Origin of the sequence: Collinsella phocaeensis (assembly GCF_900119895.1) — a bacterium.
Lineage (GTDB): Bacteria > Actinomycetota > Coriobacteriia > Coriobacteriales > Coriobacteriaceae > Collinsella > Collinsella phocaeensis.
Map to the genome: position 1 here is coordinate 1,220,495 of NZ_FQLR01000004.1, position 15,153 is coordinate 1,235,647.

The 15,153-nt window shown below is 64.0% G+C and carries 12 protein-coding genes and 1 tRNA gene; 2 read left to right on the forward strand and 11 right to left on the reverse strand.

Translation table 11 applies throughout. From position 1 onward, the window contains the following. Nucleotides 1-259 precede the first annotated feature (259 nt). On the forward strand, nt 260-697 hold the full coding sequence (locus BQ7355_RS07375) for a prepilin peptidase (RefSeq protein ID WP_072415598.1): 438 nt from the start codon (nt 260-262) through the stop codon (nt 695-697). Between the two features lie 8 nt (nt 698-705). Here the strand turns inward: BQ7355_RS07375 and BQ7355_RS07380 are convergent, their stop codons facing one another. The 7 genes from BQ7355_RS07380 to BQ7355_RS07415 form a co-directional block, all read right to left on the reverse strand. Continuing rightward, nucleotides 706-1,041 (reverse strand): hypothetical protein, encoded by a 336-nt coding sequence (locus BQ7355_RS07380; protein ID WP_072415599.1) that lies wholly within the window; start codon nt 1,039-1,041, stop codon nt 706-708. A 33-nt stretch (nt 1,042-1,074) separates the two neighbouring features. Further along, a complete protein-coding gene (locus tag BQ7355_RS07385; protein ID WP_072415600.1) occupies nt 1,075-2,349 on the reverse strand; it encodes a glycosyltransferase family 2 protein in 1,275 nt (424 codons plus the stop codon). Between the two features lie 115 nt (nt 2,350-2,464). Continuing rightward, nucleotides 2,465-3,481, reverse strand: coding sequence for an RluA family pseudouridine synthase (locus BQ7355_RS07390; RefSeq protein WP_072415601.1), 1,017 nt, complete (start codon nt 3,479-3,481; stop codon nt 2,465-2,467). Further along, a complete protein-coding gene (gene lspA, locus BQ7355_RS07395; RefSeq protein ID WP_240307348.1) occupies nt 3,481-4,104 on the reverse strand; it encodes a signal peptidase II in 624 nt (207 codons plus the stop codon). Before lspA ends, BQ7355_RS07390 begins: the two co-directional genes overlap by 1 nt. Before the next feature lie 354 nt (nt 4,105-4,458). Next, on the reverse strand, nt 4,459-7,263 hold the full coding sequence (ileS, locus tag BQ7355_RS07400) for an isoleucine--tRNA ligase (RefSeq protein ID WP_072415603.1): 2,805 nt from the start codon (nt 7,261-7,263) through the stop codon (nt 4,459-4,461). A 514-nt stretch (nt 7,264-7,777) separates the two neighbouring features. Beyond that, a complete protein-coding gene (locus BQ7355_RS07405) occupies nt 7,778-8,119 on the reverse strand; it encodes a DUF3784 domain-containing protein (RefSeq protein ID WP_072415604.1) in 342 nt (113 codons plus the stop codon). A 394-nt stretch (nt 8,120-8,513) separates the two neighbouring features. Beyond that, the gene (locus BQ7355_RS07415) at nt 8,514-8,951 is read right to left on the reverse strand and encodes a 2-thiouracil desulfurase family protein (RefSeq protein WP_072415606.1); all 438 of its coding nucleotides are present in this window, start codon (nt 8,949-8,951) and stop codon (nt 8,514-8,516) included. Between the two features lie 125 nt (nt 8,952-9,076). Here BQ7355_RS07415 and BQ7355_RS07420 point away from each other — a divergent pair, with 125 nt between their 5' ends. Next, nucleotides 9,077-10,165: an iron-containing alcohol dehydrogenase family protein gene (locus BQ7355_RS07420; RefSeq protein ID WP_072415607.1), complete on the forward strand. Its 1,089-nt coding sequence runs from the start codon at nt 9,077-9,079 to the stop codon at nt 10,163-10,165. Nucleotides 10,166-10,314: 149 nt separating this feature from the next. On the opposite strand, the gene BQ7355_RS07425 is transcribed toward BQ7355_RS07420, so the two are convergent. From BQ7355_RS07425 to dnaG, 4 genes are all read right to left on the reverse strand, one after another. Further along, the gene (locus tag BQ7355_RS07425; protein WP_072415608.1) at nt 10,315-11,370 is read right to left on the reverse strand and encodes an NYN domain-containing protein; all 1,056 of its coding nucleotides are present in this window, start codon (nt 11,368-11,370) and stop codon (nt 10,315-10,317) included. 70 nt (nt 11,371-11,440) lie between these two features. Then, nucleotides 11,441-11,515, reverse strand: a tRNA-Asn gene (locus tag BQ7355_RS07430). A 193-nt stretch (nt 11,516-11,708) separates the two neighbouring features. Beyond that, a complete protein-coding gene (gene rpoD, locus BQ7355_RS07435; protein WP_072415609.1) occupies nt 11,709-13,031 on the reverse strand; it encodes an RNA polymerase sigma factor RpoD in 1,323 nt (440 codons plus the stop codon). A gap of 111 nt (nt 13,032-13,142) precedes the next feature. Then, on the reverse strand, nt 13,143-15,128 hold the full coding sequence (gene dnaG / locus BQ7355_RS07440; protein WP_072415610.1) for a DNA primase: 1,986 nt from the start codon (nt 15,126-15,128) through the stop codon (nt 13,143-13,145). Nucleotides 15,129-15,153 lie beyond the last annotated feature (25 nt).

The window sequence follows — 15,153 nt, forward strand, 5'->3', positions numbered from 1 at the left end:
GCCGAGCAGGGAGCCGCAGCGGATGCGGTCGCCGCGATGAGGACCCCGCAGGCCAGACGATGCGCGGACGGCCCGGCTCGGAGCGCCTCCACGCGCATCCCGCACGCACCCCCATTCCACCTGTCGCGCAATCATCGGCCGCGAGCTGGCCTGTTAGGCCGTTGGGTCGATTTTGTTAGCCGGGGTGACGGAAATCCGAATTCCGCGCTGCACGGCACGTCCGGACCCCTACGCTTGAAGCGGAGCGAAAGGAGGTCACATGGAAAGCCTGCAGTCGCCCGACGTGGCGCTTGGGGCGCTTCTGGTCGTCGCGTCGGTTGTGGACATACGTGAGAGGATCCTGCCCGACCCACTCGCCTACTCGATAGCGCTGTGCTCGCTGCTCTCCGCTTGCATGGCAGAAGGTATCCGCGGCATGGCATGCAATCTCTTCTGGGGAGGGTTCGCGGGCGCCGTCGTGATGCTGGTGGAGCTGACATGGAGGCGCATCAAGGGCGCTCCGGGCATCGGCGGAGGGGATATCAAGCTCCTGCTCGCCTGCATGGCGCGCGACCCGTTCTGGGGGTTGGCAAGCTTCAGCGTGGGCCTCATCGCGCTCGCAGGGGCAGGCTGCGCCCTCTCGAGGCGAAGCCTGCCCCTAATTCCGTTTTTCACGGCAGCCTCGATCGTCACGGCGCTATGGCTCGGCCCCGGATGAAAAATTCGCTAGAGGCGACTCGAGACAGATGCGCGCCCGTAGAACACGCCCGGCTCATCGTCCTGGTAACCGTACTCCTCGTACAGCTCGTCGTCCCAGCCGTTCTGGCCGAAACGGTCCTCCTCCCAGGTGTAATACCGAGCCGTCGCGTCGTAGTCGTACGCGGCGGAGGCGATCTCGACGACAAGGAGCGCCATCGAGATCACGAACGCAGCGATGACGGCGAGGACGACAGCCGCAAAACCGTACGCGAACCGGGACGGCGATGTCTGGCACGCCGTGCTCGCGCTGGCGCTCTCGACGACAGGCGCTGCCCCGGAGACAGCCTGGGTTTGGTTCGTCATGGCGGGTCCCTTCGGTAGATTCCAGGATGGGGGCTACTTCGCGCCCTCCATCACCTCCTCGAGCGAAACGCTGACGTCATGGGGCGTCGGAACCCAGTCGACCTTGAGGAAGAGCGCCGCGACGGTCAAGGGGATGTAGGTGAACATGAACAGCGGGAAGGTAAACAGGTTGGCGACGACGCGCCACGCCTGCTTGCAATGGATGTGCTTGCGCTCGGCGACCGTCGTGATGAAGCCCATGAAGAAGAACGTCGCGTACATATAGCCTAGCATCATGACGACCGAGCCTATGCACATGGTGAGCTCGGCATCGGTCGCGAGAAATCCGTGACTCAGGTACCCGACGGCGATGAAGGTGACGTTGGCGAGCAGGCAGACCAGGGAGATAAGCATGGCAGGACCCACGACCATCAACATGTCGTACGCGGCGAAGCGATGATACCTGCGGATCGAGGTGAGCAACTGGCCGCCATAGGTGAACAGGACCTGGTAGAACCCCTTCGTCCACCGCATCCGCTGCTTGATGGACGCCTTGAGCGTGACGGGCTGCTCGTCGAAAAACTCGGCGGGGGCGTACCCGATGCGAACGCCGTGCACGGCGCAGAACGTCGTGAACTGGATATCCTCGGTAAGCGTATGGAAATCCCATCCGTGCATGCCCTCGACGAGCTTGGCGGAGATCAGGTAGCCCGAACCCGAGACGGCGCACGAGGTGCCGCACATCATGCGGGCGTTGTTGAGGAAACGGGCCTCGCGCAAAAACCAGATGGCGTTGGCGGCGCTCACCCAGGAACTGCCGAAGTTCTTGGAGTTGCGGTAGCTGGTAAGGGCGAGGTATCCCTGGTCGAACGCATCGTTCATGACCGAGACGTAGTTCCTGGACAGCAGGTTGTCCGCGTCGAAGATGAAAAACGCCTCATACGTATCGGGATACTCGCGGAGGATGCGATCGAACCCGTAGTCCATGACCCAGCTTTTACCCTTACGGGACAAGTCGTTGCGCTCGTAGACGATGGCGCCGGCCTCGCGCGCCGCCTGGGCGGTTCCGTCCGTGCAGGCATCCGCGACCACGAAGATGTCGATGAGCTCCGAAGGGTAATCCTGGTCCTTGATGGACTTGACGAGATTTGCGATGACGGGCTCTTCGTTATGGGCGGCGATGAAGAAGGCGTACCTGTGGAGACGCCGGGCGCGAGGGATCTTGACCTGACCGCGCACGAGACCGATCAGGAAGAAGATACCCTGGTATAGAAAGCAGAGGCTGAACAGAATGCCCACGAGTGAGTTGAAGAAGACGATAGGCGTCACGAAGGCTCCCTCGATCTCAAAGGTCTAAATCGCTAGAAGTGTAGCGCGTTCACCATACGGCATGGTGGAGCGCCTATGGCGTTTGCCGCCTGCCGCACAGAACCAGCACGGCAGATCAATCCTCGAACAAGCCGAGCTGGGGGATGATGGACGCGCCCGCCGCGGTGCGGCCCAGCGAACGGCCTCCGAGCTCGTCCAACGCCGCCGCGAGGTCCCACGGAAGCTCGTCACGGCATTCGACGTGCTCGCCCGTGACCGGATGGTCGAACTGCACGCGCCAAGAATGAAGGAACTGGCGGTCGAGCTCGAGGTTGGCACGAGGACTCCCCTTTCCATACAAAGGATCTCCGACGAGCGGATGATGTATATGGCGCATGTGCACGCGGATCTGATGCGTACGCCCGGTGTAAAGGTGACACTCAACGAGCGTGTAGCCCTCATCCGAGCGCCCTGCATCGAATCGCTCGAGGACGCGAAAGGTCGTGATGGCCTGCCGCGCAAAGGGATCATCGGACACGGCCATCTTGATGCGGTCGCGTGTCGAGCGCGCGATCCCGGTGTTGACGGTGCCTTCATCCATGGCGATGTATCCATGCACGAGCGCGATGTAGCGCCGATCGAGCGTGCGCGTGCGGATGAGGTTCTGCAGCTCGCGCTGCGTATCGTCGTCCTTGGCGGCAAGCATGAGGCCAGAGGTGTCACGGTCCAGGCGGTGGACGATGCCCGGACGGTCCTCACCCTGGACGGTACCGAGGTGGTCGAGGCCGCAATGGTAGGCCAGGGCGTTGGCGAGCGTTCCGTCCACGTGCCCATGGGCCGGATGGCACACGAGCCCGCGCTGCTTGGAGAGCACGATGAGGTAGTCGTCCTCATAGCGGATGTCGAGCGGAATGGCCTGCGGAACGATCGCGCCGGGCTCGGGCTCGTCCGGAAGCTCGACGGAAATGCGATCGCCGTTGGCCACCTGCTGCTTTTTGGACAGGCAGGTTTCTCCGTTGAGGACGACCGCCCCCGCCTCGACGAGGCGGGCGCACGCGGATCGGGAGGGGCAGGAAGCCTGGGCGCCGAGAAAGGCATCGAGACGGTCGCCGGAGGCTTCCGCAGGAACGAGAAGGTGCAGATCGAGCGACATCAGCGACCGTTCCTCTCGCGCCACGCGCGCGCCCGGTCGCCGCGCGCCTTCGCGCGGCGCGCCCGGTCGGCTTCGTCGCGACGGTTGAGCTCGGCGGTGGCGTCGACCCTGTTGGCCGGAGAAACCAAGAATCCGATGAAGGCGATGACCACTCCGCAGGTGATACCGATATCCGCGACGTTGAATACGGGAAAGTCGATGAATTCGGTCGCGATGAAGTCGACCACGTATCCGAAGACGGCGCGGTCGACGGCGTTTCCGATCGCTCCCCCTACGACCAGAGCGAGACCGACGACCTCGAGCTTGGACACGACCTCGGCACGAAGGAGGTACGCGAAGGCACCGACCGTAACGACGAGGGCGAGGAGGACGAAGGCCCCGCCGAAGCCCTCACCCATGCTGAAGGCGGCACCGGTGTTCTCGACATAGGACAGACCGAGAAACCCGGGGATGAGCGGCATCTCGAAACGTGAGCCGACGAAAGGAGCAGGGTCCAGACTCATCTGGACGGCGAGCTTGGTCGCGCGGTCGAGCGCGAAGCACGCGATCGCGACCACGGAGGCGACGCAGAGGCGCCACCTCAAAGCCGGCTGAAACTGAGATTTCGCAGTGGTAGATGCCACAGGTCCCCCTTCACGCATAGGCCCGACCCGCGATGCGGAGTGGGCGTAGGTACACGAACATATAGAAACGATACCCGAACGGGGCGGACCCGAAGTGTCCGCCCCGTTCGAAACCACGGATTGCAGATGGATGCGGCAGGGCGCGATGCCCCGTGCGCGCCACGCGACGGAAGGCGCGTGGGACAGCAAACCGCTTCGAGCATGTAAGCCGAAGCGACTCAGCTCCAGACGACCGAAGGCAACGGCGCGCCATGAGGGACGCGCCCCTTTGGCACATGGATGGACAATTCACGCGGAAAGCAGCGGGGCGCGTGCCAAAAGGGTACGTCCCCCATGGCACGCGGCACCGAGCGACTACACCCCCAGGGCAGCGGCGCAGCGGTCGCAGATGTGCGCGTGCTCCCCGTGGACGCCCGTGCTCTCGCGGAAGTTCCAGCAGCGGTCGCACGCCTCGCCGTGGGCTGCCTCGATCTCGGCGGACAACGAATCGCCGCAGGCGAGCTCGACCTCGGAGACGATGTAGAACTCTGCCAGGTCGACAGCCTTGTCACCCGTGAGCAGGGCGTAGGTCTCGGCGGGCGCGGTCGCCTTCACGCGGACCTGCTGGCTCTTGGTGAAGGTGCCCGCAGCGCGCGCCTCCTCGATCGCCTTGGTGACCACGCCGCGCAGCTCGAGGGACGCCTCGAGGACGCCTGCGAACTCGTTGGCCTGCTCGAGCGTGATGGGGCTCTTGTACCAATCGAGCAGCGCGCCGTACTCCTGGTTGTCGCGGCAACCGGCCGGAGCGAACTCCATGGCCTCGTCGACCGTGTAGGACAGAATGGGCTGCAGGTCGCGCATGAGCATGGAGAGCAGCTCGGCCGCGACGGTCTGGGCGCTGCGCATCTCGTGGCTACCGGGCTTCTCGCAGTACAGGCGGTCTTTCAGCGCGTCGAGGTACACGTTGGAGAGCTCGGTGACCACGAAGTCGTAGAGCGTGCGGTACGCGCGGTTGAACTCGTAGCCGGCGTAGGCCTCGTCGACCTCTGCCTGGACCTGCGTGAGGCGGGCGAGCATGAGCTTGTCGAGCGGCATGAGCCCGTCGAACGAGACGCCGTCGGTCGAGGGCTCGAACTGACCCTCGAGCACGGACAGCAGGAAGCGCAAGGTGTTGCGGAAGCGGCGGTACGCGTCGGAGGTGCGGGCGAGGATCTCGTGGTCGCAGGCGACGTCGGTGGAGGTGTCCACGGAGGCGACCCACAGGCGGATGATGTCGGCGCCCATCTCTTCGCAGATCTTGTTGGGGTCGATCACGTTGCCGAGCGACTTGGACATCTTGCGGCCCTGGCCGTCCAAGGTGAAGCCCTGGGAGATGACGGCCTTGTACGGCGCGACGCCGTTGGTGCCCACAGAGGTCAGCAGCGAGGACTGGAACCAGCCGCGGTGCTGGTCGGAGCCCTCGAGGTAGACGTCAGCCGGGTACTTGAGCTCGGGGCGGTACTCGCAGACGGCCTTCCAGGACACGCCGGAGTCCCACCACACGTCGAGGATGTCGCGGTCGGCCTTGAGGTGATGGCCGCCGCACTTGGGGCAGACGCAGGCGTCGCCGAGATAGGACTCGGGCGCATCGGTGAACCAGGCGTCGGAGCCCTTCTCGTGGAACAGCGCGATGACGGCGTCGAGCGTGTCGTCGTTCATGATCTTCTCGCCGCAGTCGGCGCAGGTGAACGACGGGATCGGCACGCCCCAGTTGCGCTGGCGGGAGATGCACCAGTCGGGACGCTGCTCGACCATGGCGCCGATGCGGTTGACAGCGTGCTCGGGATACCAGGAGACGTGGTTGCGCACCTGGTCGAGCGCCTGCTCGCGCAGGCCGGTCTTGTCCATGGAGACGAACCACTGGTCCGTCGCGCGGAAGAGCACCGGGTTCTTGCAGCGCCAGCAGTGCGGGTAGCTGTGGGTGATCTTCACCTCGGCCACGAGCATGCCGCGGTCGCGCAGGAACTGGATGATGTGCGGGTTGGCCTCGTCGGTGTCCATGCCGGAGAACGGGCCGCCGGTGCCGAACTCCTCGCCATTGTAGAAGCGGCCGTCGTCGTCGACGGGCATGCAGACGTCCATGCCCTCCTTCATGCAGACGTAGTAGTCGTCGACGCCGTGGCCGGGCGAGTTGTGGACGATACCGGTACCGTCCTCGGTGCCCACGTAGTCGGCCAGCAGGGCCACGCCCTCGACCCCGTCGAAGACGGGCTGCTTATAGTGCAGGTGGTCGAGGACCTCGGCGGGAACCTCGTACGGCTTGCCATCAACCATCACGGGCGTGACGTCCCAGCCGGCGATGCCGCAGACCTTCTGGCTGAGGTCCTTCAGCATGATCTCGGCGCGGCCGTCGTGCTCGATGGCGGTGTAGATCGCCTCGGGCTTGAGGGAGACCGCCTGGTCGGACGGGATGGTCCAGGGGGTGGTGGTCCAGATCACGAAGTCCACGGGGCCGTCAAAGGACTCGAGGCCGGCGGGCTTGCTCGCGAGCTCGAAGCGCACGTAGATGGACGGGCTCGTCTCGTCGCCGTACTCGATCTCGGCCTCGGCGAGCGCGGTGTGGCAGTGCTTGCACCAGTGCACGGGCTTGTGGCCGCGATAGATCATGCCGCGATCGAACATGGCCTTGAAGGCCTCGATGTCAGCCGCGTCGTGCTGATGGTAAAGCGTGAGGTACGGGTTGTCCCAGTCGCCCAGGACGCCCAGGCGCTTGAAGCCCTCGCGCTGCAGGTCGATGTTCTCGACGGCGAACTGGTTGCACAGCTCGCGGATCTTCGCGACGCTCGTCTGGTTGAACTTCTCCGTGCCGAGCTTCTCCTCGACCTTGTGCTCGATGGGCTGGCCGTGGCAGTCCCAACCGGGAACGTAGGGGGTCTCATAGCCCTGCATCGCCTTGTAGCGGTTGATCATGTCCTTGGCGATCTTGTTCATCGCGTGGCCCAGGTGGATGGGGCCGTTGGCGTACGGAGGACCGTCGTGCAGCACGAACTTCTCGTGGCCCTCGTTCTTCTTGAGCATGAGCTCGTAGACGTGGTTCTGCTGCCAGCGCTTGAGGCGCTCCGGCTCGCGCTGCGCCAGGGCCGCCCGCATGGGGAACTTGGTCTTGGGCAGGTTCATGGTCTGCTTGTACTCGTTTGCCACGAATACCCCCTTCTCGTTATGGACGCATGAAAAAAGCGCCCGTCCTAGCTCAAGCTGGGACGAAGCGCCAAGAATCACGGAAAGCAGAACCCGCATGCGTTTCGCTATACCACCCAGCTCAAAGGATCGTGCCGTGGCACTCCCCCGTACTCGGCTGGCCTGTGACGACGGCCATCCCGGCGGTGTCTACTGAGCTGGCCATGGCAGCCGTTCGGACCGCGGCTCCGGGGTGATGTTCGAATCGGCCGCACGCACCCGGATCACAGCATCCCGAGCTCTCTTTACCGTGCGGGTCCGATCTACTCGTCCCCATCAACGCCTGTGATTCAGGATGATAGCACGTGGGGCACGTCCCTTAAGCAGTAAGACGCGCATCCTTAAGGTAATCATCCTCAAAAGATTCCGATGCCGGCAAACCATGCTTGACCATGCATCGGGCAGATGAGCATTGGCATGTAGATACTTGAACACGACTTAGCAGCACATCGTGCGAAAAGCAACCCCACCGTCGATCTCAAGATCGAAAGCACTTCGCCCTGACATACCACACGCCAGCGACAACATCGACGATAAGGGCCACGACGGCGAACAGGTTCAGCCAGTCCGCCAGACCGCAGGCTCCCGTTGAATGAGCCTCGAGCACGGCGGCACATGCCATCAGGGAGAACGCGATGGAGACGCCAAGCAACATGCATCCCGTAGCGCGACAAAGCTTGCGCTCATCGTACTGCGCTCGCTGGCTGGGCGTCATGGTGTTATAACCCGCTACAAGCCAGGACCCACGACCCGCAAGCAGCGGAATGCTCAGAACCAGAAACGCCAGCGCGAAGATCGAGAGAGGCACTTCAGAACCCATAAGAGCGGCTCCTTCCACACGACCGTTTCATGCAGACGATCAACCCGCCACCATGCACCACGCGGCTTGTTTTCGGAATCGATCTACCCAAGCAAAGCCCGGCTCATAATGTAGAACTCCTCCTGGTTTGACTGCCATCGCTTCTCCATGGGAGGAAGCTTGGCGTCGAACGCCTCGGCGTCCTTTTCGCTGATATGCATGGCGGGACTGTCGCGATAAGTCCATCCACCGACCGAAAGGACGCCCTCGCGCACGAGCATCGCGGCAGGGTATACGCCTCCCTCCGCGCGCATGCCATTCTTTTTGCAACTCACGAAACCGTATCCCACATAATATTTACGCTATGGATGCGCATGAAATATCACCATGTTGAAGGCCTGGCGTGAATACGACCCTACACCTCGGACGCATCGACCAACATGACGCTCGCCGCGGCGAGCGCCTGGGCGAACAGGCCGCGGCCAGAGACGAGCGTTCCCGTAAAGGTCCCGTCGTACACCTCGTGCACGCCGCAGCTGGGGCTTCGAGACTGCAGGACGGCGGCGGCGAGTTCGCCGGACTCGATCGCAGGCGAGAGCCGCACCATCTCGGCAGCGACACCCGCCCGGTACGCGGCGTCCACGCTTTCACCGAGATCGTTGACGACCTCGCCGTCCACGATCTCCGCGGGCGGACGCGGCGTGGGGAGGCCTCCCGCAACCTCGGGGCATACGGGAATCACCTCGATATCGGGACGGGCGCGCAGCGCCTCCAGCAGGCGTTCGCAACGGTTGCTGCCACCGCTGTACTTGCAGCTCTCTCCCAGCAGGCAAGCGCTCACCGCAACCTTCATCGCAACCGCCCTTCTTCTTTGAACGAACATCTCACGTTAACACTTTTTTTCCGATTTCGATACAGAACGACAAGCGTGAACGCCATCCTAGAATGTCACGAATGACAGCTCGTCAAGGAGGTCTCATGCGCACCGTTCAAATGAGCAACTACACGGTCGGAGAGGACTGCTTCGAAGCGATTCCGGAAGCCCTTGAGGCGTACGGCGCGCGCACGGTCGTCCTTGCGGGCGGGGCCCGCGCCCTCGCCGCGGCGGCGCCCGGAATCAAGAAGGCGATCGAGGGATCCAAGGCCTACGTGCTCGACACGATCGTCTACGGCACGGATTCAACCCAGAGCGCCATCGACGAACTCGAGGCGAACCCGGCGTTCCACGACGCCGACATCGCCTTCGCCGTCGGCGGCGGCAAGGCGATCGATACGGTCAAGACGGCAGCGAAGCGCCTGCGCAAGACGGTCTTCTCCGTACCGACGATCTGCTCCAACTGCTCGAGTGCGACGGCGATAGCCGTCGTGTACAACGACGACCATTCCCTCAAGGGCTACGCCTATCCGGATGCGCCGGCGCACATCTTCATCAATCCTGCGATCATCGCCGCCGCGCCCGAAGAGTACTTCTGGGCCGGAATCGGCGACGCGCTCTCGAAGCAGCCCGAGGTCGAGTACGCGACCAGCGGCGGCGGCCTCACCCACACCGGCGCCCTCGGGCTCGCCCTGGCGCACACCTGCACGGAGCCGCTCATGACCTTTGGCGCGCAGGGGCTCGCCGACGTGCGCGCGAACCGCGCGAGCGAGGCGGTGAAGCAGATCGCGCTCGACATCGTGGTCAACACCGGCTACGTCTCCAACCTCACCAACCAGCCGGATTTCTACTACAACTCGTCGCTCGCGCACGCGTTCTACAATGCCACGACGGGCATTCCGCGCGGCGAGCGCCCGTACCTGCATGGCGAGGTCGTCAGCTTCGGCGTGCTCGTGCTGCTCGCCTACATCGGAGACACCGAGCAGCTCGAACGGTACGCAGCCTTCAACAAGAAGCTCGGATTGCCCGTCACGCTGGCAGAGCTCGATCTCGATGAAAGCCATCTGCCCCGCATAGCAGAGCTTGCCCAAAACACCAACGAGTGGAAGCAGGGCAACCCCGAGCCCTTCACGCCCGAAGCCTTCATCGAGGCCATCAAGGCCGCCGACGCCTTCGGCAAGAACCTGGCGTAGCACCCCGCACGCCCCGCAATCGACTTGAGAGAAGCACCCGTCGGCTCGATGCCGACGGGTGCTTTGTGTCGCAGGAGGCAGCTGAGCTGATGCAAGTCAGACGCACAGCCACACCACACGCGACGAGAGAGGAGCATGGACCTCCAGGGCTACTGCTCGCGGACGCGAAGGTAGATCTGACGCGCACCCGACTCACCCGAGGGCTCGTTGAACTCGTAGACTCCCAGGCTCTTCAAGAACGGGCGCAGCTTCTTGAAGCCGTAGTTGCGCACGTCGAAATCAGGAAGGCGGCGGGAGAGCTGGTCGCCGAGCTGCCCGAGGGAGACCCATCCGTCATCATCGGAGAACTTGTCCACGATCGTATTGATAGTGAGCCTGATCTTCTGCATGTGTCGGCGGCGATCGGCCTTGCTCATCTCACCGAACGCGACGTCGACGACCTCCGGCTCCGCCTCGGCAGTCGGATCCAAGCCCTCGGAGGCTGGAATCTGACGCGCCCCACCGGCATCGCCCGGCCGGCGGCGAGGGGCGCGGGGGGCATCCTCCACGCCATCGGCACCGGAAGCGGAATCGGGCTCAAGCTCCTCATCGGGCTCCGGTTCGCCCTGATCGGCGGCAAGGGAATCCGATACCTGGTCGACAGATTTCCTCTTGCCTCGCCCTCCACGGCGACGGCGCCCCCTTCCCTGCTGTTCGGAAGAAGGCTGCTCCTCGTCAGCCTCATCATCCCGCGCAGCGTCTTCCTCGGCCTTCTGGGCCGCGTACAGCAGGTCGAGGTACTTGAACTGATTGCATGCGGATATAAAGGGCTGAGGGGTCTTCTGCTCGCCCATTCCAATGACGGTCATACCGCTTTCGCGCAAGCGTGCGACAAGCCTCGTGAAATCGGAATCGGAACTCACGATCGCGAATCCGTCGACGGTGCCCGAATACAGAATATCCATGGCATCGATGATCATCGCCGAATCGGTCGCGTTCTTGCCGTACGTGTAGCTGTACTGCTGCATCGGGATGATCGAATTATCCAGCAGGCAACTCTTCCAGCTCGCGAGGCGCGGACTCGTCCAGTCGCCGTAGATGCGCTTGTACGTCGCGGTGCCGGCGTTGGCGACTTCCTGCAAAACGACCTTGATGTACTTCTCGGAGATGTTGTCGGCATCGATAAGGATGGCGAACCGGAGGTCCGAATCGAACGTGGTGGACATGAGCCTCCTCTGCATTAGCTTCTATAACGAAAAACCCCGCCGGTTCTTCCACCGACGGGGCATAAGATTCTGGCTCCTCGAGTAGGACTCGAACCTACAACAACGCGGTTAACAGCCGCGGGCTCTACCATTGAGCTATCGAGGAATTCGGTTGCGGCTAAGCAACAAGGAATAGTATAGGGACTCGAAAAAGATATGCAAGCAAGAATTCGAAAAAAGTTGGAATTATTTTTTGGCAACGAAATCCGCAGGTAGAAGGCGTTCTTTCCGCCGTGCGAAAGCCTCGAAACAAAATACGGCCCGAGATGCATCTCGGGCCGTAAAGTCTAGATCGCAAATCAGCTCTCGATATAGTCCTTGAGTTTGCTGGACCGACTCGGATGGCGGAGCTTGGCCAGGGTCTTGGACTCGATCTGGCGGATACGCTCACGCGTGACGCCGAACTCGCGCCCAACCTCCTCGAGCGTGCGCGGGTGCCCGTCGACGAGACCGAAGCGCAGCTCGATAACCTTGCGCTCGCGGTCGGCGAGGCCGTCGAGCACCTGGGTGAGCTGCTCCTGCAGCATCGAGAAGCTCGCGGCATCGGGCGGAACGACCGCCTGGGAGTCCTCGATGAAGTCTCCGAGCTGGGAGTCCTCTTCCTCGCCGATAGGGGTCTCGAGGGAGACGGGCTCCTGGGAGATCTTCTGGATCTCGCGGACGCGCTCGGCGCTCATATCCATCTCGGCACCGATCTCCTCGGGAGTCGGGTCGCGGCCGAGGTCCTGGAGCAGCTGCCTCTGGACGCGGACGAGCTTGTTGATCGTCTCGACCATATGGACCGGGATGCGGATCGTGCGGGCCTGGTCGGCGATAGCGCGCGTGATCGCCTGGCGGATCCACCAGGTGGCGTACGTGGAGAACTTGAAGCCCTTCTCGTAGTCGAACTTCTCGACCGCACGGATGAGGCCGAGGTTGCCTTCCTGGATAAGATCGAGGAAGAGCATGCCGCGTCCGACGTAGCGCTTGGCGATGGAGACGACGAGTCGGAGGTTGGCGGAGATGAGCGCCTGCTTCGCCTCGAGACCGACCTGCTCGACGCGGGAGAGGCGACGCATCTCGGCGCGGGTGAGCTCGATCTCGCCGTTCTCGGCGGCCTCGAGCTTGTTGCCCGCCTCCAGGCCGGCCTCGATCTTCATGGCGAGGTCGACCTCGTCGGCCGCCGTGAGGAGGTCGACTTTGCCGATCTCCTTGAGGTACATGCGGACCGGGTCGCCCGTGAGCATGACCGTGGAGGCGTCGATGCCGCGGGCGCGGTTGCGCGAACGGGTGGTACGGGCGCGGGACTTCTTCTTGGACTTCGTGGAGGCCATCTCGGCGTCCGCGTTCTTGGCTACCTTGATGTCGTGATCCTCGCTGGAATCGCCGTCGAGGTCGTCATCGTCGCCGAAGTCGTCGGAGTCCACGTCGAGGGCGTCCTCGTCGCCTTGGGAGACGATCTCCACCCCGCGGTTGCGCAGGGCGCTGTAAAGCGTCGTGAGCTGCGAATCGGAGACCTCGACGTCCTTTAGGGCGACCTGGATCTCATCCTCGGTGATCGAGCCGTTCCTCGAACCCTTGTCGAGCAGCTTCTCGAGGTACGAATAGAGTTCGGTTTCCGTGCTCTCGCTCTTCTTAGGCACAGACTCTCCCTTCATAAACCACAGGACTCATTACTCTACCACACACTTCTATACCCTATTGGGAACATTGCAACCGAAGTACCTAAATTCCCATGTGAGCGCGACGTGGTCTCAGGATTCGGACCGGAACGGATCGGCTACGCCTTCGACCGCATCGGCGAGCTCGCGCGCGCGGACTGCGTCCCGCGTCGCCGAGACCGCGAGCTCGCGGCGCTCTTCGGCGGTGAGCGCGCGGTCGCTTCTCAGACGGGCCTGGACGGACCGCATGCGCCTTCGGATCGTCGTGAGCTCGAGCGTGTCGAGGAGAAACGCGATGTTGGTCTCCGTCGGGTGCGAGGAGGTGCTCGCTATGGTCCCGGCGGCGACGAGCTCGGCGGCCTCGGAGCAGACCGCGCGGGCGGCGGCGAGCGCCTCGGCCGGAGGCGTGCCCTCCGGCGTCGCGAGAATCGCCCAGGCGATCGACTCGCCGCGGGGGTCTACCCAATCTATCGAGCATATCCTCTCGGCATGGGGACGAAACGCGTCGGGATGGCTCGACAGCAGGCACAGCAGCTCGCGCTCCCCGGCCAGCGACCGGCGCTCGAGCTCGGTGAGCTGGGACATGCTGAACGGCGCGGCGGCGGGAGCGGACGCGGGGGCGTCGGCGTCGACCGGTACGTAGTCGTAGGGCGCGTCCTCCACCCATTCGTCGGCGTACGAGGGCATGAGCGACGGCGCCGGGGCCGGGCGGGAGGGTTCAGAGGGGGCAGCCGGCTCGCGCCGCGTCGCCTGGTCGCGCATGCGCTCGCGGCTGCGGGCCTGCTCCTCGGCGCGAGCGACCTCGCGGAAGACGCCCGTCGACGAGGCGCGGACCATCTCCGCGTCGACGCCGAGCCGGTCGGCGATCTGGACGAAGTAGCTGTCGATCATATAGCTTGCACGCAGCGGGTAGATGAGCTTCAGCGCATCCTCCAGCGCACGGGCGCGGCCGGCGGGCGTGGAGACGTCGCTCCTCCCCTCCAGCTTGCGGAAGACGAAGTCCATCAACGGTTCGGCCTCGTCCAGGAGCTTGCGCAGCGGCTCGCCCCCATGGGCAGCGATGTAGTCGTTGGGGTCCATGTCGTCGGGAAGGGTGACGCACCGCAGGTCGACGGAACCCGTCTCGACGAACTGAAGCGCGCGCTCGGCCGCCTTCTGGCCCGCGGCGTCGCCGTCGAACAGGTAGACGATACGCTTGGCGAAGCGCGTCAGCGTCTTCACATGGTGCTCGGTGAGCGCGGTGCCCAGCGTGGCGACGACGTTGCCGATACCTGCCTCCCAGCAGGCGATCGCGTCGGTGTAGCCCTCGACGACGACGGCCTCGTCGCGCGCGACGATATGCTCCTTGGCCCAGTTGAACCCGTAGAGGTTGCGCTTCTTGTGGAACAGCGCGGTCTCGGCCGTATTGAGGTACTTGGGCTCCCCGGCACCCATGATGCGCCCGCCGAAGGCTATGCATTTGCCCCGCTCGTCGAAAATGGGAAACATGACGCGCCCGAAGAAGCGGTCGACGAGGCCGCCGCCGTCGCGCTTGAAGGCGACGTTGGCGTCGACCATCTCTCGCGGGGTGAACCCGAGCGAACCGAGATGGGCCGTAAGCGCGCCGCGCCCCGGCGCGTAGCCGATGCGGTACCGCCGGCAGACGGCGGCATCCAGACCCCGCTGCTTGCAGTAGTCGCGCCCGCGGCCGTCCTTGCCGCGCATGAGCATGGTGTGATAGAAGTCGCAGGTAGCCTCGCAGACGTCGACGAGACGCGTGCGCTTGGTGCCCGAGCGGGCGGCCCGCCGGTCATCCGCGAGCTCGATGCCCGCGCGGTCGGCGAGGTACCGGATGGACTCGGGAAAGGAGAGGTTCTCTCGGCGCATCACATAGGTGAAGACGTCTCCTCCCTCGCCGCAGCCGAAGCAATGCCACACCTGGGTCGACGGGATGATATGGAATGAGGGCGTCTTCTCCCCGTGAAAGGGGCAGCATCCCCAGAACTCCTGGCCGCGCGGCTTGAGCTCGACCGTCTCCTGGACGAGCTGGACCAGGTCGGTCGCCGCGCGAACGCGGTCCCTGTCCTCATCGCTGATCATGTGTGCCGGCACCTCCCAGAACCGA

Excerpts from the sequence above, each read along its gene's own strand:
- BQ7355_RS07375 (WP_072415598.1), top strand. The coding sequence starts at position 260 with ATGGAAAGCCTGCAGTCGCCCGACGTGGCGCTTGGGGCGCTTCTGGTC.
- BQ7355_RS07380 (WP_072415599.1), bottom strand. The coding sequence starts at position 1,041 with ATGACGAACCAAACCCAGGCTGTCTCCGGGGCAGCGCCTGTCGTCGAG.
- BQ7355_RS07390 (WP_072415601.1), bottom strand. The coding sequence starts at position 3,481 with ATGTCGCTCGATCTGCACCTTCTCGTTCCTGCGGAAGCCTCCGGCGAC.
- BQ7355_RS07405 (WP_072415604.1), bottom strand. The coding sequence starts at position 8,119 with ATGGGTTCTGAAGTGCCTCTCTCGATCTTCGCGCTGGCGTTTCTGGTT.
- BQ7355_RS07415 (WP_072415606.1), bottom strand. The coding sequence starts at position 8,951 with ATGAAGGTTGCGGTGAGCGCTTGCCTGCTGGGAGAGAGCTGCAAGTAC.
- BQ7355_RS07420 (WP_072415607.1), top strand. The coding sequence starts at position 9,077 with ATGCGCACCGTTCAAATGAGCAACTACACGGTCGGAGAGGACTGCTTC.
- BQ7355_RS07425 (WP_072415608.1), bottom strand. The coding sequence starts at position 11,370 with ATGTCCACCACGTTCGATTCGGACCTCCGGTTCGCCATCCTTATCGAT.
- dnaG (WP_072415610.1), bottom strand. The coding sequence starts at position 15,128 with ATGATCAGCGATGAGGACAGGGACCGCGTTCGCGCGGCGACCGACCTG.